19 protein-coding genes are annotated in these 21,832 nt (G+C 60.8%); 10 read left to right on the top strand and 9 right to left on the bottom strand.

Annotation, left to right across the window (positions count from 1 at the left end; translation table 11 throughout):
• The 3 genes from DYL59_RS09585 to exaA all read right to left on the bottom strand — a co-directional run.
• Positions 1-813, bottom strand: an 813-nt coding sequence (locus DYL59_RS09585; protein WP_135288964.1) for an FkbM family methyltransferase, incomplete at its 3' end; no start/stop codon positions are given.
• 891 nt (positions 814-1,704) lie between these two features.
• Positions 1,705-2,349: a pentapeptide repeat-containing protein gene (locus tag DYL59_RS09580; protein ID WP_135288972.1), complete on the bottom strand. Its 645-nt coding sequence runs from the start codon at positions 2,347-2,349 to the stop codon at positions 1,705-1,707.
• 159 nt (positions 2,350-2,508) lie between these two features.
• Complete coding sequence (gene exaA, locus DYL59_RS09575; RefSeq protein WP_135288963.1) at positions 2,509-4,413, bottom strand: quinoprotein ethanol dehydrogenase; 1,905 nt, start codon at positions 4,411-4,413, stop codon at positions 2,509-2,511.
• A 253-nt stretch (positions 4,414-4,666) separates the two neighbouring features.
• Between exaA and pedF the strand changes: the two genes are divergently transcribed.
• The 10 genes from pedF to DYL59_RS09525 all read left to right on the top strand — a co-directional run bounded on the left by pedF (position 4,667) and on the right by DYL59_RS09525 (position 16,025).
• On the top strand, positions 4,667-5,128 hold the full coding sequence (gene pedF, locus DYL59_RS09570; RefSeq protein ID WP_135288962.1) for a cytochrome c-550 PedF: 462 nt from the start codon (positions 4,667-4,669) through the stop codon (positions 5,126-5,128).
• Positions 5,129-5,167: 39 nt separating this feature from the next.
• Positions 5,168-5,911, top strand: coding sequence for a quinoprotein dehydrogenase-associated SoxYZ-like carrier (locus DYL59_RS09565; protein ID WP_135288971.1), 744 nt, complete (start codon positions 5,168-5,170; stop codon positions 5,909-5,911).
• Positions 5,908-6,840: a quinoprotein relay system zinc metallohydrolase 1 gene (locus DYL59_RS09560; protein ID WP_135288961.1), complete on the top strand. Its 933-nt coding sequence runs from the start codon at positions 5,908-5,910 to the stop codon at positions 6,838-6,840. Before DYL59_RS09565 ends, DYL59_RS09560 begins: the two co-directional genes overlap by 4 nt.
• Before the next feature lie 38 nt (positions 6,841-6,878).
• Positions 6,879-8,399 carry an acetaldehyde dehydrogenase ExaC gene (gene exaC / locus DYL59_RS09555; RefSeq protein ID WP_135288960.1) on the top strand — a complete coding sequence of 507 codons (1,521 nt, stop codon included), beginning with the start codon at positions 6,879-6,881 and terminating at the stop codon, positions 8,397-8,399.
• Positions 8,400-8,640: 241 nt separating this feature from the next.
• Complete coding sequence (gene pqqA / locus DYL59_RS09550; protein WP_010209364.1) at positions 8,641-8,712, top strand: pyrroloquinoline quinone precursor peptide PqqA; 72 nt, start codon at positions 8,641-8,643, stop codon at positions 8,710-8,712.
• A 104-nt stretch (positions 8,713-8,816) separates the two neighbouring features.
• Positions 8,817-9,980 (top strand): alcohol dehydrogenase-like regulatory protein ErcA, encoded by a 1,164-nt coding sequence (ercA, locus tag DYL59_RS09545; RefSeq protein ID WP_135288959.1) that lies wholly within the window; start codon positions 8,817-8,819, stop codon positions 9,978-9,980.
• Positions 9,964-11,292 carry an ATP-binding response regulator gene (locus DYL59_RS09540; protein WP_135288958.1) on the top strand — a complete coding sequence of 443 codons (1,329 nt, stop codon included), beginning with the start codon at positions 9,964-9,966 and terminating at the stop codon, positions 11,290-11,292. Before ercA ends, DYL59_RS09540 begins: the two co-directional genes overlap by 17 nt.
• Before the next feature lie 261 nt (positions 11,293-11,553).
• Positions 11,554-13,017 (top strand): DASS family sodium-coupled anion symporter, encoded by a 1,464-nt coding sequence (locus tag DYL59_RS09535; RefSeq protein WP_135288957.1) that lies wholly within the window; start codon positions 11,554-11,556, stop codon positions 13,015-13,017.
• A gap of 219 nt (positions 13,018-13,236) precedes the next feature.
• On the top strand, positions 13,237-14,883 hold the full coding sequence (locus DYL59_RS09530; RefSeq protein ID WP_135288956.1) for an MFS transporter: 1,647 nt from the start codon (positions 13,237-13,239) through the stop codon (positions 14,881-14,883).
• Positions 14,880-16,025, top strand: coding sequence for an HlyD family secretion protein (locus tag DYL59_RS09525; protein ID WP_135288955.1), 1,146 nt, complete (start codon positions 14,880-14,882; stop codon positions 16,023-16,025). The genes DYL59_RS09530 and DYL59_RS09525 overlap by 4 nt, the downstream gene beginning before the upstream one ends.
• Positions 16,026-16,104: 79 nt before the next feature.
• On the opposite strand, the gene DYL59_RS09520 is transcribed toward DYL59_RS09525, so the two are convergent.
• The 6 genes from DYL59_RS09520 to DYL59_RS09495 form a co-directional block, all read right to left on the bottom strand.
• Positions 16,105-16,995, bottom strand: coding sequence for an aldose 1-epimerase (locus DYL59_RS09520; RefSeq protein ID WP_135288954.1), 891 nt, complete (start codon positions 16,993-16,995; stop codon positions 16,105-16,107).
• 161 nt (positions 16,996-17,156) lie between these two features.
• Entirely contained in the window at positions 17,157-18,437 is a 1,281-nt protein-coding gene (locus tag DYL59_RS09515) for a TRAP transporter large permease (RefSeq protein WP_135288953.1), read from the bottom strand.
• Between the two features lies 1 nt (position 18,438).
• Entirely contained in the window at positions 18,439-18,966 is a 528-nt protein-coding gene (locus tag DYL59_RS09510; RefSeq protein ID WP_135288952.1) for a TRAP transporter small permease, read from the bottom strand.
• A 63-nt stretch (positions 18,967-19,029) separates the two neighbouring features.
• The gene (locus tag DYL59_RS09505; protein WP_135288951.1) at positions 19,030-19,992 is read right to left on the bottom strand and encodes a TRAP transporter substrate-binding protein; all 963 of its coding nucleotides are present in this window, start codon (positions 19,990-19,992) and stop codon (positions 19,030-19,032) included.
• A 51-nt stretch (positions 19,993-20,043) separates the two neighbouring features.
• Positions 20,044-20,919, bottom strand: coding sequence for an SMP-30/gluconolactonase/LRE family protein (locus DYL59_RS09500; protein WP_135288950.1), 876 nt, complete (start codon positions 20,917-20,919; stop codon positions 20,044-20,046).
• A 3-nt stretch (positions 20,920-20,922) separates the two neighbouring features.
• A complete protein-coding gene (locus DYL59_RS09495) occupies positions 20,923-21,738 on the bottom strand; it encodes an NAD-dependent epimerase/dehydratase family protein (RefSeq protein WP_135288949.1) in 816 nt (271 codons plus the stop codon).
• Positions 21,739-21,832: the final 94 nt, after the last annotated feature.

Raw genomic sequence — 21,832 nt, 5'->3', positions numbered from 1 at the left:
AATGTACTCGGAGAAGTATGTCGAGCCGAAAAGTTTGTCGTGGCTGTTCAGGCAGTGAGCAGCGAAGTCATATGAATTATAAATGTAGTGAAAAATGGCGGCTAATTTGAGTAGCCTTCCAGGTTCTCTCCAAAATGCGGTGTCAGTGAGGTCGTGAAAGTAAAACGCATCTGCCCACAGCCATTGATTTATTCCGTTTATTGGCGAGTCATTTGTTTCAATTTCTTTAGGTGATCTGGTTCCATAGCCCGTAAAACAATGAAAGCTGAACTTATTGTTTGCCAAGAAGCTGTCTACATCTCTGAATAGAGGCTGCCCAAGATATTTTTCTACAAAAGAAACTTCAATATGAATACCTAGTAGGTTGGCTAAGTTTCTTTTGCCATGTCGCAGTACTTCAAGTTCGGCGCCTTGGACATCAATGCTGAGGAAGTCAAAATTTCCAAGCGGAAAGACTGTGTCCATTTTCATTGCGTCTACGCGTTCACTACCTGTGACGTTGTAGAAGTGTTCCATTCCGGAGTATTGAGACAAAGTGTGCATGTTAGGTTTAAGTAATGATGAGCAGGAAGGCAGGGTGCAGATGTGCAAAAGAGATTCTACGCCTGTACCTAGTGTGACATTTGTAACGGTGGTGTTGGGCACTCTGTTCAATATCGCGTTTGTGGTCGTATCTGGGTCCACAGTAGTGATTTTACATATTTCTGAAGTGATCAAGTTTTCATAAACGGGTTTTTCTCCAGGAATAGCCCGTGCGCCGATATCAATAATGCTTACTTTTTCTTCATTCAACCATTTATTAAGCGCGTCCATTTCGCACTCCCGCTCAGAGAGAGGGCAGCACCCGGTAACAGCGTACTGCCCATACTAGTGTGGTAATGCCAATCAATTTACGACAGCCAATACCACTTTGCTATTGGCGCCATTGAGAGCGAATACCTTGGATAGATCGACTTCGTTAACAGCTTTTTCATTGCTCATAACGTATCTCCTATATTTCAGTATTTGGATTGCGCTGCGCCATTAATCTATAATCCTAATCTCCATGTCGGTCAAAGATTTTTGAAATTTTCCGAAATTTCCTAAGATGTCGTTATGTTTTGAAGGGTGTTTCCTACTCTTGTCGAAATCTCCTACTTGTGGGTCGGAAATAACATTCATACTATTCCGCTAATTACTTAGCATTAGGATGCTTGCGGCTTATCGCATTGCTTTATTCGTTGAAGAGTAAGTCTCCGGTCAGCTCCTATGCGGAGTTGGTGCATCTGGGAACGTATATAGGGGGCTCGGGTGGCCGGCTAGCAGGAAAATACCGCCCCTCCAACAGTTGATCTCCATATTCTGATAGATCTCGATCTGCGCTGGTTCTGGCTCTTGATTTTTATCTTTGGCAGCTCGTTAAACCACGCTGGCCTAACGCGGGCTTGAATCCGTGGGCAACCCGGCAGGACGCCGGGTATGCCGCGCAGGGCCATGGATTCAAGCCGGAGTGAGGGAATGCCGAGCTAGGCGAGGTGCCGAGTGGTGGTGTAGGACCCTTTGCACGTTGGGCAAGCGTACACCCGTTAAAACCCGCTCGACTGCCGGGAGCGAACTCCCTCGCCACAGGACCTGCACAATGCTCATATGGATATCGGGAGCAAGTCGAATCGACGCACCGCCTCTACCACACAAACCAGTTTTCACCTTGGACCTGTGATGTTTTTAGCGATCCCACGTCGTCGGGCAATCCTTGCAGCCCTCCATATTCGCATCCTGAAAATTCGCATAGTGTTGTCGGCTGCCCGTCAGCGTGGCCTTTTCCAGGTTGCTTTCGCCGAACTTGGCTTCTTGCAAATTGGCATCGCTCAAGTCCGCCCCTTGCAGGTCTGCCTTGCTCAACCAGGTCATTTCCAGGTCGGCCGCGCGTAGGTTGGCGTTGTGCATCTTTGCCCCTGACAGCCGTGCAAATTGCAGGTAGGCCGCGCTGAGGTTGACGTTTTCAAACTGCGCGCCCTGGGCAAACATTCCCCAGCCTTGCACCGCCATCAGCGTGGCGCCGGTGAAGTCGGCCAGCCGCAGGTTGGCTTGTTGCAGGCTGGCGCGGGTGAGGTTGGCGCCTTGCAGCTGGGCTTTTTCCAGGTTGGCCAGGTCGAGGTTGGCGTGGCGCAAATCCGCATCGCGCAGGTCGGCGCCGGCCAGGTTCATTTTGCTCAGGTTCTGGTTACGCAGGTTGGCGCCCCTGAGGTTGGCGCCGGGGCATTGGCTGTGTTCGGTGATGGTGCAGCCGTTGATGACAAGGGCGTCGTCGCCATCGTCGGCGTGGGCCATAGGTAGCGATAGCAGGACTAACAAGGGCAGTATTTTCATCACAAAACCTCTGTGGCGAGGGAGCTTGCTCCCGCTCGACTGCGCAGCAGTCGCAAAACCTGGCTGCACAGTGTTGCTGGAGAAAAAACGGGGGCCGCTTCGCAGCCCAGCGGGAGCAAGCCCCCTCGCCACAAAAGCGGTCCCCGCATTAACTAAGGTTTATTTTTGGGCGGTTTTGTTATCCCAACTCGGGATCTTGAACACCCAGAACGACCCACCCTGTGCCACCGGCTTGGTCAACTCAGCCATGTCGCCGCCCCACAATGGCACCGCGCCGCCGTAGCCGACCGTCACGCCGATGTATTGCTCGCCATCCTGTTCCCAGGTGATCGGCGGGGAGACGATGCCGCTGCCGGTCTGGAACTTCCACAGCTCCTTGCCGGTTTTGGCATCGAAGGCCTTGAAGAAACCGTCGCCGGTGCCGGTGAACACCAGGTTGCCCTTGGTCGCCAGCACGCCGGCCCACAATGGCAGGTGCTCCTTGTGCTCCCACACCACCTTGCCGGTGGTGGGGTTCATCGCCCGCAGGGTGCCGACGTGGTCGTCATACATGCGCTTGATGCGGAAACCCATGCCCAGGTACGCCGAGCCTTTTTTGTAGTTGACCTCTTCGGTCCAGTATTCCTCTTTCCACTGGTTGCCTGGGATGTAGAACAGGCCAGTGTCCTGGCTGTAGGCCATGGGGTTCCAGTTTTTGCCACCCAGGAACGGCGGCGAGACTTCCACCGGCTTGCCCTTGGTTTCACCCGGCAATGGCTTGGCCGGGCGTTGGCCTTCGTTTTCCACGGGGCGGCCGGTCTTGAGGTCGATGTGGCTGGCCCAGGTGATGTTGTCGACAAACGGGAAGGCGTTCTGCAGCTTGCCGTTGTTACGGTCCACCACATAGAAGAAGCCATTGCGGTCGGCGTGGCCGGTGGCCTTGACCACTTTGCCGTCCTTGTTCTTGTAGTCGAACAGCACCAGTTCGTTGTTGCCGGAGAAGTCCCAGGCATCGTTGGGGGTGTGCTGGTAGAACCACTTCACTTCGCCGGTGCTTGGGTCGACACCTACCTGGCCCGAGGTGTAGAGGCTGTCGAAGTCATGGGGGTTGCCGTCCTTGGAGGTGCGCGCCCAGGTGTTCCACGGGCCGGGGTTGCCGGCGCCGACGATGATGGTGTTGGTCTCGGCATCAAAGCTTGCGCTCTGCCAAGGCGCGCCGCCGCCGTGGCTCCAGGCCTCGACCTTGCCGGTTTCGGTGGTGGGGTCATCCGGCCAGGACGGGGCTTTGACGTCGCCGGTGGGCGTGCTGTCCTTGCCGTTGAGGCGGCCCATGTGGCCTTCCACGAACGGGCGCATCCACACTTCTTCGCCGGTGTCCGGGTCGCGGGCGTACAGCTGGCCGACCACGCCGAATTCATCGCCGGAGCTGCCGTGGATCAGCAGCACTTTGCCGCTGACTTTATCTTTGATCAGCACCGGGGCACCGGTCATGGTGTAGCCGGCGGCGTGGTCGCCGAATTTCTTGTTCCACACCACTTTGCCGGTGTTTTTGTCGAGGGCGATCAGGCGCGCGTCGAGGGTGCCGAAGTAGATCTTGTCACCGAAGATCGCCGCGCCCCGGTTGACCACGTCACAGCACGGGCGAATGTTGTCGGGCAGGCGGTGGTTGTAGGTCCACAGGCGTTTGCCGGTCTTGGCATCCAGGGCGAACACGCGGGAGTACGAGCCGGTGACGTACACCACGCCATCGCTGACGATGGCCTGGGATTCCTGGCCGCGTTGCTTCTCGTCGCCGAAGGAATACGACCAGGCCGGGGTGAGCTTGAACACGTTCTTGTCATTGACCTGGGCCAGCGGGCTCCAGCGCTGGGCATTGGTGCCCATGCCGTATTGCAGCACGTCCTTGGTGGTCAGGTGGTCGTTGGCGATGTCTTCCCAGGTGACGTTGTGGGTCGGCTTCGCAGCGGCAGGGGCAGGTTCGGCGGCGGCATGGCTCGCAGCACTGAGGGACAGGCTGCCCACCAGCAGAAAAGCCTGAACAGCAAGGCTCAAGGGTGAGCGGGCGGGTAGCGATCTTATTGTCATGGTTGCAGTTCCCAGTGGAGGTTTTGGCCTGCACAGGTTGCTGCCTGGACGTGTTGGCGAATACGGAAAAAGTCCCGGTGTTGCCGGGACAATTTCCCGAACCGCCTCTGATTTAGCACTGCCCCACAAGGCCTGCTACCAACGGATGAGAACCCGACCACCAAAGCAGCATACGGGTGCGGCAGCGTGCTTCCTAAGATGGTTGCCATAGCCTCTGCCAAGAGGTTTTGCGTGCAATCCTGAGGGAAAAATAATGACAACAAAACGCAACGCCTTGATCACCGCCTGCCTGCTGGCCGGCGCCATCAGCGCAGGTTCGGTCTGGGCACACGGCAACGTGACGCCCACCGCCGTCGAAACCAAGGGCCTCACCCCGATCAAGGACGCCGGTATGCCGCTGGACGGTGACGGCTGGGCTGCCACCAACCCGTATCGCACCACGGCCGAACACGACAAGGCCGTGGAGGTCGGTGCCTCGGCCTATAACCAGAACTGCGCGGCTTGCCATGGCCTGGAGGCCAAGTCCGGCGGTATCGCGCCGGACCTGCGCATGCTGGATGCTGGCGACGCCGGCGATGAATGGTTTGTGGAGCGGGTTCGCCACGGTGCGGTGCGCGATGGCCGGGTGTACATGCCGAAAATGGCCGACTACCTGAGCCAGGAAGCGCTGTGGGCAGTGCGCACCTACCTCGACAGCGTGCACGTCGAGGAGTAACCCGTGCGGCTGATCGGGCTGTGGGCCTGTTGTGTGCCGATGCTCGCCTGGGGCGCGCCCGTCGACCCGGTGCCCTCGGTGATGTGGGCGTATTACCACCAGCGCCTGCTGGCCAATGCGCCGTTTGTGTTCGATGAGCGTGTAAAGGTGCTGGCGCCGCCGTTCGCCGAGGACGCGCGCCAGGTGCCGCTGGAAATCGATGCCCGCGCCTTCAAGGGCGAGGTGGTCAAGATCCTCGCCTGGGCCGAACTGAACCCGCTGCCACAGATTGTCGACTTCCAGCCGGTGGACCGCGTGTTGCCGTGGTTGTCGCTGCGCATTCGCATCGAGCAAGCCACGCCGCTGCGTGCGGCGGTGTTGACCAGGGATGGGCTGTGGCATATCGGCTCCACCCTGATCGAGGCTGCAGGAGGCGGTTGCACCGCGCCCAGCGTGGTGCGCACCCAGCCGGGGTGGGAGGAACACTTGGGTGAAGTGTTCGGTGGGCGTTACCCTCGTGCCGAATTCAGCCGCGTCAAGGTGCAAGTCGCTCACCCCATGGACAACGGCATGGTCAGCGGCATTCCTGAATTCTTTATCAACCAGGCCGAGCTGCGCGGCGCCGATAACCGGCTGTTGGCGCGCCTGGAGCTGTTTCCCGCGGTCAGCGAAAACCCCAACCTGGCCTTCGATATCGAAGGCGGTTTACCCACGAACCTGCCCACGAACCTGCCCATGCCCCCGACCCTGCGCCTGACCCTGCGGGATACCAGTGGCAGCCAGTTCGAGGCAGCCATCCCATGAACCAGCGCTGGATTTTGCTGTGGTTGCTGATGCTGAGCCTGCCGGTGCTGGCCGAGTTGGACTACGGCTTGAAACCCCGTTTGATCGCCGACAACACCTGGCTGCTGGAAGGCAGCACCGACAACTTCGCCAAGGACAATGGCGGCAATATCGTCAATGTCGGGTTTATCGTCACCGAGGCCGGCGTGGTGGTGATCGACACCGGGCCGTCCAAACGCTACGGCGAAGCTCTGCGCCAAGCCATTGCCCGCGTGACCGACAAGCCAGTGATCCAGGTACTGCTGACCCATCACCATCCCGATCACGCGCTGGGTAACCAAGCCTTCAAGGATGTCCCCATCGGCGCCTTGGCGGGCACCCAGGACTTGCTGCACCAGCAGGGTGACGGCATGGCCGAGAACCTGTACCGCCTGGTCGGTGACTGGATGCGCGGCACTGAAGTGGTGCTGCCCAGCGAAGTCGTGCAGCCGGGGGTCATGACCTTTGGCAGCCATGACCTGCAACTGCTGCAACTGCGGGGGCACACGGGCGCCGATTTGGCGATCCTCGACCAGAAGACCGGTGTGCTGTTTGCCGGGGACCTGGTGTTTTACCAGCGTGCACTGACCACCCCAAACTCACCGGGCCTGCCGATTTGGCTGGCAGATATCGCCACCCTGCAAGGCTTGCCCTGGGCCCTGGTGGTGCCCGGCCACGGCCCCATTGCCTCCGATGCGAAGCCGTTTGAACAAATGCGCGACTACCTCACCTGGCTCGATCAGTTGCTGCGCGAGGGCGCGGCACAAGGCAGCGATATGCCCGAGATGATCCGAAGCCCGATACCTGAACGCTTTGCGCCGATCAACCTCAGCCGCTACGAACTGACCCGCAGCGTGACCCATCTGTACCCGCAGTACGAGCGTGCGCAGATGTCACGCATCCAGCCCTGACAACACCTACAACACCCACAACAAACAGAGGCCTCACCATGATCTACGCCCAACCTGGCACCCCCGGCGCCATCGTCAGCTTCAAGGCCCGTTATGGCAATTACATCGGCGGTGAATTTGTCGCGCCCATCGACGGCAACTACTTCACCAATACATCGCCGGTCACCGGTGAAGTCATCGCCGAATTCCCGCGCTCCAGCGCCGCCGATATCGACAAGGCCCTCGATGCCGCCCACGCCGCCGCTGACGCCTGGGGCAAAACCTCGGCACAGGACCGCGCCCTGGTGCTGTTGAAAATCGCCGACCGCATCGAGCAAAACCTTGAAGTGCTGGCCGTGGCCGAAACCTGGGACAACGGCAAGGCTGTGCGCGAAACCCTCAATGCCGACGTGCCTTTGGCGGCTGATCACTTCCGTTATTTCGCCGGTTGCATCCGCGCCCAGGAAGGCGGCGCCGCCGAGATCAACGAACTGACCGCCGCCTATCACTTCCATGAGCCTTTGGGCGTGGTCGGGCAGATTATCCCTTGGAACTTTCCGCTGCTGATGGCCGCCTGGAAACTCGCGCCTGCACTGGCCGCTGGTAACTGCATCGTGCTTAAACCCGCCGAGCAGACCCCGCTGTCGATCATGGTGTTTGCCGAACTGATCAATGACCTGTTGCCGCCGGGTGTGCTCAACATTGTGCAAGGCTTTGGCCGCGAAGCAGGGGAGGCGTTGGCCACCAGCAAGCGTATCGCCAAAATCGCCTTTACCGGCTCCACCCCAGTGGGCGCGCACATCATGCATGCGGCGGCCGAGAACATCATTCCGTCCACCGTGGAACTGGGCGGCAAGTCGCCGAACATTTTCTTTGAAGACATCATGCAGGCCGAGCCACAGTTCATCGAAAAGGCCGCCGAAGGTTTGGTATTGGCGTTTTTCAACCAGGGCGAAGTGTGCACCTGCCCATCGCGGGCGCTGGTGCAGGAGTCGATCTATGACGACTTCATGAAGGTGGTGATGCAGAAGATCGTCAAGATCAAGCGCGGCAACCCGCTGAACACCGAGACCATGGTGGGTGCCCAGGCGTCGGAACAGCAGTACGACAAAATCCTCTCCTACCTTGAAATCGCCAAGCAGGAAGGCGCGGTGCTGCTCACCGGCGGTGCGGCCGAGCGCTTGGAGGGCGACCTGTCCAGCGGCTATTACATCCAGCCAACCCTGCTCAAGGGCCACAACAAGATGCGCGTGTTCCAGGAAGAAATCTTCGGCCCGGTGGTGGGCATTACCACCTTCAAGGACGAAGCCGAAGCCCTGGCGATTGCCAACGACAGCGAATTCGGCCTCGGCGCCGGCCTGTGGACCCGCGACATCAACCGTGCCTACCGCATGGGCCGGGCGATCAAGGCGGGTCGGGTGTGGACCAACTGCTACCACCTGTACCCCGCGCATGCGGCGTTTGGTGGCTACAAGAAATCCGGTGTGGGGCGTGAGAACCACAAGATGATGTTGGATCACTACCAGCAGACCAAGAACCTGCTGGTGAGCTACGACATCAATCCGCTCGGGTTCTTCTAACTTCTGGACTTGAAATGCAATCAACTGTGGGAGGGGGCTTGCTCCCGATAGCGGTGTGTCAGTCACAGATGTATCAACTGACACACCCTCATCGGGAGCAAGCCCCCTCCCACATTTGGATCTCTGTGTGCCTGAGACTAATGCATGCAGCCAACTCCTTCGAAAGTACCATTCACCCCCTCAACCCCCCATGCCTTAATGACCAAACCGGAATCTACCGGCACAACAAGAGGAACGCCCCATGTGGACCAAACCCGCGTTTACCGACCTGCGTATCGGCTTTGAAGTGACCATGTACTTCGCCAGCCGTTGATCTCGGGAGCTGTCGGAAGGATGCCTCTTTGGTCTGATTGCATTCGCGGCCGGATCGGTTAGTGTGGAGCGCATTCTTCCAAAATAATAAAAACAGGCTTTCCAATGAGCCAGACTCTGAGCCAACTGCGTAAATTCGTCTCTCCTGAAATCATCTTTGGTGCCGGCTGCCGGCACAACGTCGGCAACTACGCCAAGACCTTCGGCGCGCGCAAGGTGCTGGTGGTCAGCGACCCCGGCGTTATCGCCGCCGGCTGGGTCGCCGATGTGGAAGCCAGCCTGCAAGCCATCGGCATCGACTACTGCCTGTACAGCGCCGTGTCCCCCAATCCCCGCGTCGAAGAGGTGATGACCGGCGCCGAGGTCTACCGCGAAAACCACTGTGACGTGATCGTCGCCATCGGCGGCGGCAGCCCCATGGACTGCGGCAAGGCCATCGGCATCGTGGTCGCCCATGGGCGCAGCATCCTGGAATTCGAAGGAGTGGACACGATTCGCGTGCCCAGCCCGCCGCTGATCCTGATCCCGACCACCGCTGGCACTTCGGCGGATGTGTCCCAGTTCGTGATCATCTCCAACCAGCAGGAACGTATGAAATTCTCCATCGTCAGCAAGGCGGTGGTGCCGGATGTGTCGTTGATCGACCCGGAAACCACCGCCAGCATGGACCCGTTCCTGTCGGCCTGTACCGGTATCGATGCGCTGGTGCATGCCATCGAGGCGTTCGTGTCCACCGGCCACGGTCCGCTCACCGATCCCCATGCGCTGGAAGCCATGCGCCTGATCAACGGCAACCTGGTGCAGATGATTGCCAACCCCAGCGACATTGCCCTGCGCGAGAAGATCATGTTGGGCAGCATGCAGGCGGGGTTGGCGTTTTCCAACGCGATCCTGGGGGCGGTGCACGCCATGTCCCATAGCCTGGGGGGCTTTCTCGACCTGCCCCATGGCCTGTGCAACGCCGTGCTGGTGGAGCATGTGGTGGCGTTCAATTACAACTCGGCGCCGGAGCGCTTCAAGGTGATTGCCGAGACCTTTGGCATTGACTGCCGGGGCCTCAATCACCGGCAGATCTGCGGGCGGCTGGTGGACCACCTGATTGCGTTGAAGCACGCCATTGGCTTTCATGAAACCCTTGGCCTGCATGGCGTGCGCGTGGCGGATATTCCGTTTTTGTCCGAGCATGCAATGGATGACCCGTGCATCCTCACCAACCCTCGGGAGTCGAGCCAGCGTGACGTCGAGGTCGTCTATGGCGAAGCACTCTGACGACCAGCAGCGGGCGCTGTCGGCCCTGTTGGGGCTGGGGGACCAGTCGGCACGCAAGAGCCACTACCCGGAGCTGACCGCACGGCTCGATGAGCTGGAGGCCGAGCGCAAGCGCTATATCCGCCTCAACGACGAGCTGGAGCAGCGCGTTGCCGCCCGCACCGATGAATTGCTGGAAGCCAACCTCAACCTGCGCGCCGCCCGCGATGCCGCCGAGGCGGCCAACCGCAGCAAGGATAAATACCTCGCTGCCGCCAGCCATGACCTGCTGCAACCGCTCAACGCCGCACGTTTGCTGATCGCCACCTTGCGTGAGCGGCAGTTGCCCGAGGTCGAACAGGTGTTGGTGGAGCGCACGCACCAAGCGCTGGAAGGCGCCGAGGATTTACTCACCGATCTGCTGGATATCTCGCGGCTAGACCAGGCGGCGGTTAAGCCGGATGTGGCCCTGTATCGCCTGGATGAAGTGTTTGCGCCGCTGGTCTCGGAGTTTCAATCGGTGGCCCAGGCGGCGGGGTTGAACCTGCGGGTGCACATGGGGCGCTATGCCGTGCGTACCGACTTGCGGCTGTTGACGCGGATTCTGCGTAACTTCTTGAGCAATGCCTGCCGCTACACCGACGAAGGTTGCATCCTGCTCGGAGCACGACGTCGAGGTGAATGCCTGCGCCTGGAAGTGTGGGACACCGGGCGCGGGATTGCAGCGGATCGGCTGGAGGCGATCTTTCTGGAGTTCAACCAGCTGGATGTGGGCCGCGCCGCGGATCGCAAGGGCGTGGGGCTGGGGTTGGCGATTGTGGAGCGCATCGCCGAGATCCTTGGCTACCCGATTGTCGTGCGTTCCTGGCCGGGGCGGGGCTCGATGTTCAGTATCGAGGTGCCCCTGAGCGCCGAAATGCCGCTGCCCATCAGCCAACTGCCGGTGCAACCGAGCACCGGCAACCCACTGCCGGGGCGGCGGTTGCTGGTGATCGACAACGAGACCAGCATCCTTGAAAGCATGAGCGCGTTGCTTGGGCAGTGGGGTTGCGAAGTGCTCACGGCCACCGATGAGGCTGGCGCGATGGCGGCGTTGCAGGGCAGGGCGCCGGAGTTGATCCTGGCGGACTATCACCTGGACCATGGGGTGGTGGGCTGCGATGTGGTCAAGCACCTGCGCGAGCAGTTCGCGTGCAAGATCCCGGCGGTGATCATCACCGCCGACCGCACCGACCAATGCCGCCGGGCGTTGCGCCGCCTGGAAGCACCGTTGCTGAACAAACCGGTAAAACCCGGCAAGTTGCGGGCCGTATTGAGCCAGTTGCTCGGCTGAACTTACCCTGTAAACCCAATCCAATGTGGGAGCGGGCTTGCTCGCGAATGCGGCGTGTCAGTCAACACATTCATTACTGAACCACCGCTTTCGCGAGCAAGCCCGCTCCCACATTTGGATCTGCGTCAGGCTGAGCACTTTGAGTACACCACAAGCCCCACAAAAGCACTCTCCACCTCAGAACCGATTGATACCCGTCAACACCCCCTGCGGCGATCTGCGCCATGCTCAAGGCTTGATTTAGAGCCTTGGAGCACCCCCATGAGCGCGGCATCCTTTAAATTACCCCTGGGCCTGGTGATCGCCGTGCTGGTGATGAGCGGCGTGCTGCTGTTGCCATTGCCGGCGGATTTGCCGGTGGCCGGACACCGTATGCTGGCGATCCTCGCGTTTGCCGTGGTGGTGTGGATCACCGAGGCGGTCTCCTATGAGGCCAGCGCGATCATGATCACGTCCTTGATGGCGTTTTTGCTCGGCACCGCGCCGTCGCTGCAAGACCCCACGCATTTGATCGGCACCAGCCCGGCCATCAGCATGGCGCTCACCGGGTTTTCCAACCCGGCGCTGGCGCTGGTGGCGGGTGCGTTGTTTATCGCGGCGGCCATGACCCATACCGGGCTGGACCGGCGTATCGCGCTGGTGACCCTGAGCCGTGTGGGCACCAGCACCCGGCGCATTCTGCTGGGGGCGATTGCGGTAACCATCCTGTTGAGCCTGGTGGTGCCCAGCGCCACGGCGCGCAGTGCCTGTGTGGTGCCGATCATGATGGGGGTGATTGCCGCGTTCGGCGTGGACAAGCGCTCCAACATCGCCGCAGGGATCATGATCGTCGTGGCCCAGGGCACCAGCCTCTGGAACGTCGGCATTCAGACCGCCGCCGCCCAGAACCTGCTGACCGTGGGCTTTATGGACAAGATGCTCGGCCAGCGCGTGTCGTGGATCGACTGGCTGATCGCCGGGGCACCGTGGGCGCTGATCATGTCGGCGGTGTTGTTGTTCCTGGTGCTCAAGCTGCTGCCACCAGAGACCGACAGCATTCCTGGCGGTAAGGAAGCGGTGGCCCAGTCGTTGGTGGATATCGGCCCCATGACCGGGCCACAGAAACGCCTGCTGACCGTGTCCGTGCTGCTGCTGTTGGCATGGGCCACCGAAGGGCGCCTGCACACCTTCGACACCACCTCGACCACCTACGCCGGTTTGGTGTTCTTGCTGCTGCCGGGCATCGGCGTGATGACCTGGAAGGATGTGCAGTCGCGCATTCCGTGGGGCACGGTGATTGTGTTTGGGGTGGGGATCAGCCTGGGTACGGCATTGCTGACCACTCAGGCTGGGCAATGGCTGGGGTCTGCCGTGGTGGCCCACACCGGGTTGGATCAGGTCGGGCCTTTGGGCGTGTTTGCGATCCTGGGCGCGTTCCTGATCCTGATCCACCTGGGCTTTGCCAGCGCCACCGCATTGACCTCGGCGCTGTTGCCGATCCTGATCGCGGTGGTGCAGACCTTGCCGGGGGATTTCAGCCGGTTGGGCATGACCATGCTGTTGGGCTTTGTGATGAGCTACGGGTTCATCCTGCCGATCAATGCGCCGCAGAACATGGTGTGCCTGGGCACCGGGACGTTTACGGCGCGCCAGTTTGCCAAGGTGGGGATTCTGGTGACGCTGATTGGCTATGGGCTGATGCTGGTGTTTGCCGCCACCTACTGGAGCTGGCTCGGCTGGATCTAACCGCGCTACACCTGTAGGAGCGAGCTTGCTCGCGAAAAACCAGAGCTCGCCGCGGACAACCAGGCCCCCCCGCGTTATCGTTGACGACCTTCGCGAGCAAGCTCGCTCCTACAGGGAGTAAATGTATCGTCTGACATGGCAAGATGAACTCCCCTCAGGTTTACTACTCTCTGAGTATGGTTTTACCGACATCCCCGGTCGGGTCATCTAGGTCACTGAATGAACAAATACACCCCCCACACCTGGGAACCCCACGAGCGCCCGAGCCTGCCGGGTTCGCCGTCCACCCCGTTGCACCCTACGTACAAGCGCTGGCTGTTTGCGATGGTGGGCGTGCTGGTGGCAATCACCGGTGGCCTGGGCAACGCGCTGGTGATTGCCAACTTGCAATACCTGCAAGGTGCGCTGGGCGCCACCACTGCCGAAATGGCCTGGCTGCCCGCCGCCTACGTAATGACCAACGTGTGCATGAACCTGCTGCTGGTGAAGTTTCGCCAACAGTTCGGGCTGCGGGCGTTTACCGAGGTGTTCCTGGTGCTGTACGCGCTGGTGACCTTTGGGCATTTATTCGTCAACGACCTCAGTTCGGCCATTGCCGTACGGGCGGCCCATGGCATGGTGGGCGCGGCGCTCAGTTCGTTGGGCTTGTACTACATGATCCAGGCGTTCCCGGCCAAGTGGCGCTTGAAAGCCCTGGTACTGGGCCTGGGCACGGCACAGTTGGCGTTGCCGCTGGCGCGGTTGTTCTCTGAGGACTTGCTGCAAATCGCCGAATGGCGCGGCCTGTACCTGTTCGAACTGGGCATGGCGCTGATCTGCCTGGGTTGCGTGTTCCTGCTCAAGTTGCCGCCGGGTGACCGCTTCAAGACCTTTGAAAAGCTCGACTTCCTGACCTTCGCCTTGCTCGCCACCGGCGTGGCGCTGTTGTGTGCGGTGCTGTCCCTGGGGCGTATCGACTGGTGGTTGGAGGCCCCGTGGATCGGCGTGGCCTCGGCCTGCTCCCTGGTACTGATCATGGCCGGCCTGGCCATCGAACATAACCGCGCCAACCCCATGCTGATGACCCGTTGGCTGGGCAGCGGTGTGATGATCCGCCTGGCGCTGGCGGTGATCCTGATTCGCATGGTGCTGTCGGAGCAGTCCACCGGCGCGGTGGGGTTCATGCAAATGTTGAACATGAGCTACCAGCAGATGCACACGCTGTATGTGGTGATGCTGGCTGGGGCGATTGCGGGGCTTGCGGTCAGCGCGTTGACCATCAACCCGGCGCACCTGTTGATGCCGTTGGTGATTTCCCTGGCGTTGATGGCCACGGGCTCAGTGATGGACAGTTTCTCCAGCAACCTGACCCGGCCGCAGAACCTGTATATCAGCCAGTTCCTGCTAGGCTTCGGCGGTACGTTCTTCCTGGGCCCGACCATGGTGTTGGGTACCAAGAACGTGCTGACCAACCCGCGCAACCTGGTGAGCTTTTCGGTGATGTTCGGTATCTGCCAGAACCTTGGCGGCCTGATTGGCGCCGCGTTGCTGGGCACGTTCCAGATTGTGCGGGAGAAATTCCATTCCAGCATGATCGTCGAACACCTGACCTTGCTCGACCCGCGTGTGGCGGCGCGGGTCAGCAGCGGCGGCACGGCCTACGGCGGTATCATCGCCGACCCCGAGCTGCGCAACCTCATGGGCATCCGCAGCCTGGCCACGGCGGCCACCCGTGAGGCGAATGTAATGGCCTACAACGATGTGTTCATGCTGATCGCGATTATCGCAATGCTCACCATGATCTGGATCTTTATCCGCAGTCTGTGGCTGATGAGCACCACCCAAGCAGCAGCCACTCCCGTTCAACCCAGCGGCGCACCTTCATGACCGAACCTTCCACCACGACCACCACCGCCATCGCCTCCACCCCGGAAGGCAGTACACCACCGGGCGCCGTGCCCACCGAACTGCGGCCACTGAGGGTGCGGATTATTTCGTCCCTGGGCTTTGCCGCGATTGCCATCGTCGGCGTGTTGATTGTGTTGTATGCCTGGCAGTTGCCGCCGTTCAGCAGCGCGGTGGAAACCACCGAGAACGCCCTGGTGCGCGGGCAGGTCACGATCATCGGCCCGCAGTTGAGCGGCTATGTATTTGAAGTGCCGGTGCAGGACTTCCAATACGTGAAGGCCGGAGACCTGTTGGTGCGCCTTGATGACCGTATCTACAAGCAACGCCTGGACCAGGCCCTGGCGCAGCTGGCGGTGCAAAAAGCCTCGTTGGCCAATGTGGTGCAGCAACGCAATAGCGCCGAAGCCACCATCAAGCTGCGTCAGGCGGCATTGGCGGACAGCCAGGCCCAGGCGCGTAAAAGCCTGGCTGACTTGCGCCGTAATGAGGAGTTGATCAGCGATGGTTCGGTGTCCAAGCGCGAGCTGGACGTGACCCGTGCAGCCAATGCGCAGACCATCGCTGCGGTGGCCCAAGCCCAGGCCAATCTGGAAATCGCGCGGCAGGACTTGCAGACGGTGATTGTCAACCGTGGCTCCCTGGAAGCCGCGGTAGCCAGCGCCGATGCGGCGGTGGAACTGGCGCGGATCGACCTGTCGAACACCCGCATCACCGCGCCCCGTGACGGCCAGTTGGGGCAGATTGGCGTGCGCCTTGGGGCCTACGTCAATTCCGGCGCGCAGTTGATGGCGTTGGTGCCGCCGCAACTGTGGGTGATCGCCAATATGAAGGAAACCCAGATGGACAACGTGCAGGTGGGGCAGCCGGTGACCTTCACCGTGGATGCCCTGAACCACCGCAAGTTTCACGGCACGGTGCAGCATATTTCGCCGGCCACCGGGTCGGAGTTCAGCTTGTTGCAGGCAGACAACGCCACGGGCAACTTTGTGAAGATTGCGCAGCGGGTGCCGGTGAGGATTACGGTGGACCCGGATCAAGCCGAGAGCGAGCGGTTGCGACCGGGGTTGTCGGTGGTGGTGAGTATTGATACCGCAGGGCGCCTTAAAAACAGCCCGCCCTGATACGGGCACAACAGTGATCAAAAATGTGGGAGGGGGCTTGCTCCCGATTGCAGTGGGTCAGTCAATAATCCCATGACTGTCACACCGCTATCGGGAGCAAGCCCCCTCCCACATTTGCAATGTATTTCAACGTGAAATCGAGGTGGGTTGACTGGCCTTGTTCCAATAGCTTGAGACCAGGCCTGCCGGGCAGGTGATGCGCATTCACCGGATGACTCACAGGCTCAACACAAAAGAACCCCAACCCCGGCGGGCAGAACAACAGGAAGTACTCCGCGCCGTTGGCCTGGCATTCCAGGGTGTATCCCAACTCCGGCTGTTCGATCAGACAGTGCCCATCCCACTGGCAAAACCCATTGTCGACCATGCTTTCTGGCAGGGATTTGAGCTGCTGGAAATTCCACTCATCCGGCACAGGCACCAAGCCGGTGGGCAGCTTGGACGCATCGCTCAGCCACACCTTGGACGCTTTGGCCTGCAAGCGAGTGCCGCCTGTGCGTGGGAAATAGGGGTGCAAACCCAACCCATGCCAGGCGGGTTTTTCCGCCAGGTGAGTCACCCGTAAGGTGATACTCAGCTCACCGTTATCCAACCTGAACCGCTGCTCGGCGCGATAGGCGAACGGGGTGTCGCACACTACCTCAAGCACCGCTTCATGCGCCGATTGGCTGACCACCTGCCATGCCTGCTGCCAGGCCGAGCCGTGGATCGGCAGCGGGTCGGTGGGGCTATTGGGGGGCAACGCCAGCCAAGCGTCCGGGTTGTCGAAACCGCCTTCGCCGATGCGGTTGGACCAGGGGGCCAGCGGGTAGCACCCCAGTTTCCCGGGGAGATGGGCGTGTTCATCGTTATGGCGCAACAGCGGTTGGCCGGTGGCGGTGACGTGCCAGTTGGCGATGCTGCCGCCCACGGCGGGGGCGAGGGTGAGGTGGGTGAGGTGATCACGCAGTTCAATGAAGTTCGAAGACATGGTTTCCCGCCATATAAAAATAGAACAAACAAAGAGGTCAAATGTGGGAGGGGGCTTGCTCCCGATGGCGGTGTGTCAGTGAAGAATATATTGGCTGACCCACTGCAATCGGGAGCAAGCCCCCTCCCACATTTGATCCTCATTGTTAGGTGAAGCGCGGTTTACAGCACCAGACCCGGCAACCACAGCGACAGTGCCGGAATATAGGTCACCGCCATCAACACCAGAAACAGCACCGCATAAAACGGCAGCAACGCCTTCACGGTTTTCTCGATGGTTGTCTTGCCCACCGCCGCGCCCACAAACAACACCGCGCCCACCGGCGGGGTAATCAGCCCGATGCCGAGGTTCACCAGCATGATCATGCCAAAGTGCACGGGGTCGACGCCGATACCCAGGATCACCGGCATCAAGATCGGTGTGAGGATCAGGATCAGCGGCGCCATGTCCATCACCGTGCCCAGCAACAGCAGCATGGCGTTGATGCACATCAGGATCACATAGCGGTTGTCCGACAGGGTCAGGAACAACGTGGTGATCTTCGCCGGGATCTGCATCAGGGTCATGATGTAGCCGAAGCTCGCGGCGAAGGCGATCAGGATCATCACGATGGAAATGGTGCGCACCGTGCGGTGCATCAGCTTGGGCAGCTCACTCCATTTGTAGTCGCGGTAGATGAACATGGTCACGAAGAATGCCCACAGCACCGCAATGGCCGCGGATTCGGTGGCGGTGAAGATGCCCGACAGGATGCCGCCGAGGATGATCACCATGGCCATCAGGCCCCAGAGCGCGTCGGCGCAGATTTTCAGCGCCTGTTTCAAGGGAATGACTTCGCCCTTGGGGTAGTCGCGCTTCTTGGCGAAGATCAGGCACAGCACCATCAGGCACGCGCTCATCAGCAAGCCCGGCACCACGCCGGCCATGAACAGCGAGGCAATCGACACAGTGCCCCCGGCCGCCAGGGAGTAGAGCACCGAGTTATGGCTGGGCGGGGTCAGCAGTGCTTGCACCGAGCCGCTGATGGTCACCGCCGTGGCGAACTCGCGGGGGTAGCCACGGCGCTCCATCTCCGGGATCAGCACCGAGCCGACCGAGGCCGTATCGGCCACCGACGAGCCGGAGATCGCGCCAAAAAACGTCGAGGCCATGATGTTCACCAATGACAGCCCGCCGCGTACAAAACCCACCAGCACCCCGGCAAACGCCACCAACCGCCGCGACATGCCGCCCTCGGCCATGATCGCCCCGGCCAGCACAAAGAACGGAATCGCCATCAGCGAAAACTTGTTCACCCCGCCGGCCACCTGAATCATCAGGGCCTGGAACGGAATATCGATCCACCACGCGCCGATCAGCGCCGACAAGCCGAGGGCATAGGCCACCGGCATACCGATCAGGATCAAGGCGATAAAGCTGCCCAGCAGAATCAATGCGTCCATATCAGGCGGCCTCTTCGCTTTCTTCAATCAGGTCGAAACGCACTACGCGGCGCTGGCTCTGGTCGCCGAGCAGGAGTTTTTCCAGTACGAACACCAGGGTCAGCAGCCCGCCAATGGGGATCGGCATGTAGGTGATGCCCACGCGCAGGGTGGGGATGGCGCTCATGAACTGGTTCCAGGTGGCCATGCACAACTTGCTGCCCCAAATCGTCATGAACAGGCAGATGGTCGCCATCAACAATTGGGACAGGATGCCGACGAGGCGGCGTTGCTGGGGGGGCAGGCGGTCGGTGATCATCGCCACCGACATATGCGCGCCTGCGCGGTAGCTGGCGGCGGCACCGATGAAGGTGAATACCAGCATCAGCAAAATCGCGGTGGGTTCCGGCCAGCTGGAGCCTGTGCCGAGGATGTAGCGGGCGAAGATGCCCCAGGGAATGATCAGCGCAACCCCCAGTACTGAGAGGCCGGCGACCCAGATGCAGGTCATGTAAATGCGGTCGTTGATGCGCAGCAGTAAATTCTTCATGGCGTTCACCGTAACCCGGCGCGTCAGTGCGGACCGCGCCGGGCCTTGCTAGGGAGGGGGGCGTTACTGAACGGCGTCGATGCGCTGGATGATGTCGGCGTAGGCCGCACCGTATTTGGCGCGAACCGGCGCGGTGGCGTCATAGAAGGGCTTTTTGTCGACGGTGATGAACTCCACACCCGCTGCCTTAAGCTTGGCTTCGCTGCTGGCGGACTTGGCATCCCACAGCACGCGCTCGTCGGCCTGGGCGGCCTTGGCGGCGTTCTTCACCATGACTTGCTGGGCAGGGCTGAGTTTGTTCCAGGTGATTTTCGACATCACGATGGGCTCAGGCAGGATCAAATGCTCGGTGAGGGTGTAGTACTTGGCGTTCTGGAAGTGGTTGTGTTCCAGCAGGGTCGGCGGGTTGTTTTCCGCGCCGTCGATGACGCCGGTCTGCAGGGCACTGAAGATTTCGCCGGTGTCCATGGCAATGCCATTGGCGCCCATTTCATTGAAGGCTTCAATGAACAACGGGTTGCCCTGCACGCGGATCTTCATGCCCTTGAGGTCTTCGATCTTGCGCACGGGTTTCTTGGTGTAGACATTGCGCGTGCCGCCGTCCATCCAGGCCAGGGCCACCAGGCCGAACTCGGAGTCGGTGATCTTGGCGAGGATTTCATCGCCGATTTCACCGTCGATGACTTTGCGCATATGGGCCTGGTCGCGGAACACGAACGGCAGGTTGAACACGTTCACATCCGGCACCACCGGCCCGACGATGCCGAGGCTTACCCGTGCCATCTGGATCGCGCCGACCTGGGCCTGTTCGACCACTTCCTTCTCCGAGCCCAGCACACCGCCGGGGAAGAACTTGAACGTCAGTTCGCCGTTGCTTTCCTTGGTCAGTGCGGCGCCCATGTTTTTCTCGGCGACCACGGTGGGGTAGCCATCGGGGTGGATGTCGGCGAATTTGATTTCCAGCGCATGGGCGGCGCTGCTGAGGGTGATGAATGCAGCGGCGAGCAAGGTGCGTTTGAAGTCCATGGGGTGTGTCTCCTGTCTTGTTATTGTTGTATTCAAGGCACAGCGATGCAGCTAGACGGTAAAGCGGGGCTCGGCCAGTCCTTGTACGCCAGGGTTGAGGGCGAATACGCCGCCGGACAGTGACTGCTCACCCTGGTCGTCACGAATGGAGGTGACGAACAAGGTGTCCAGCCGACTGCCGCCAAAGGCGCACATGGTGGGTTTTTTCACGGGCACGGCAAGGGAGCGGTCGAGGCGCCCCTCGGGGGTGAAACGGTGGATCAGGCCGGCGTCGTTGGCGCAGATCCAGTAGCAGCCATCGGCGTCTACCGCAGCGCCGTCGGGGCGACCAAGGTGTTGGTGCATATCCACGAATACGCGGCGATTGGACGGCGTGCCGGTGTCGGTGTCGTAGTCGAAGGCCCAGATCTGCTGCACCAGCGGGTGCGAGTCCGAAGCGTACAGCGTGCGGCCATCGGGGCTGAAGGCCAGGCCATTGAGGGTGATGAAACCGCCCAACTGGGCCTGGGGCTGGGTGCCGCTTGCATAACGGTAGAGGGTGCCTTCGGCGGCGTTCAAGCCCATGTTCAGCACCATGCTGCCGGCCCAGAACCGGCCCTGGCGGTCACAGCGGCCGTCGTTGAGGCGCATGTCCGGGCGTGGGTGCTCGACTCCGGCCAGCAGCGTGGTGTCGAGGCTGCCATCGTTGTGTGGGGTGAGCTGGAAAAAACCGGTTTCCATGCCGGCCACCCAGTTGCCGGTGTCGGTGCGCGCAATGCAGGCCAGCATCTGCGGCGCCTTCCAGGCTGCCACATGGCCAGTGGCGAGGCTCCAGCGTTGCAGGCCGCCGTTGGGGATGTCCACCCAATACAGGGCGTTTTCCTCGGGCACCCACACCGGGCATTCGCCCACGGCGTTGCGCGCGTCAACAATCAGTTCGGCTGTCATGGGTCAGTCCCCGAACGGGCCGGCTGCGCAGAACGCACCGCCCTGATAGACCTTGGCCGGGTCATCGGCCGCCACCGGGGGCTGCGCTTCGACCTGGGCGCGGAACACTTCGGAACTGTCCTTGGGGGCAAAGCCCAGGTGGGCGGCGTAGCGGTTGTCCCACCAAGTGTCGAGGTTATCCGACATGCCGTAGACCACGGTGTGGCCGACGTTGGGGGTATACAGCGCACGCTCCAGCAGTTGGGTGAGGTCATCGAAGCTCAACCAGGTATGCATCATCCGGCGGTTGTGAGGTTCCGGGAACGACGAGCCGATGCGGATGCTCACGGTCTCGATGCCGTAGCGGTCGAAGTAGAAGCTGGCCATGTCTTCGCCGTAGGATTTGGACAAGCCGTAGTAGCTGTCCGGACGGCGTGGGGAATGGGCATCAAGGTGTTCGCCCTGCTTGTAGAAGCCGATCACATGGTTGGAACTGGCGAAGATCACGCGCTTGACGCCATGGCGACGGGCGGCTTCGTAGATATGGAAAATGCCGCTGATATTGGCGCCCAGTACTTCTTCGAATGAGCGCTCCACCGACACACCGCCAAAATGCAGGATGGCGTCGACGCCTTCGACCAGGTGGTGCACGGCTTGTTTGTCGGCGAGGTCGCAGGGTTGGACTTCTTCGTGGGCCTGGGCCGGTGCCATGTTGGCGATGTCCGACAGGCGCAGCACCTGGGCGTAGGGGCGCAAGCGTTCACGCAGGACTTTGCCCAGGCCACCGGCGGCGCCGGTGAGCAGCAGGCGGTTGAAGGGAGTGGGGGAGGTCGTGGTCATTGAGATTCCTGTTTTTGTTGTAGGTTGTCGTATGACTTGGTCGAAGTATCGTTACGGATTCCCAGGCTTGTCAACGCCCCTTTGGACGAATGAG

Source organism: Pseudomonas kairouanensis, assembly GCF_004682055.1.
GTDB lineage: Bacteria > Pseudomonadota > Gammaproteobacteria > Pseudomonadales > Pseudomonadaceae > Aquipseudomonas > Aquipseudomonas kairouanensis.
This window is presented reverse-complemented; position numbering and strand designations above follow the sequence as displayed.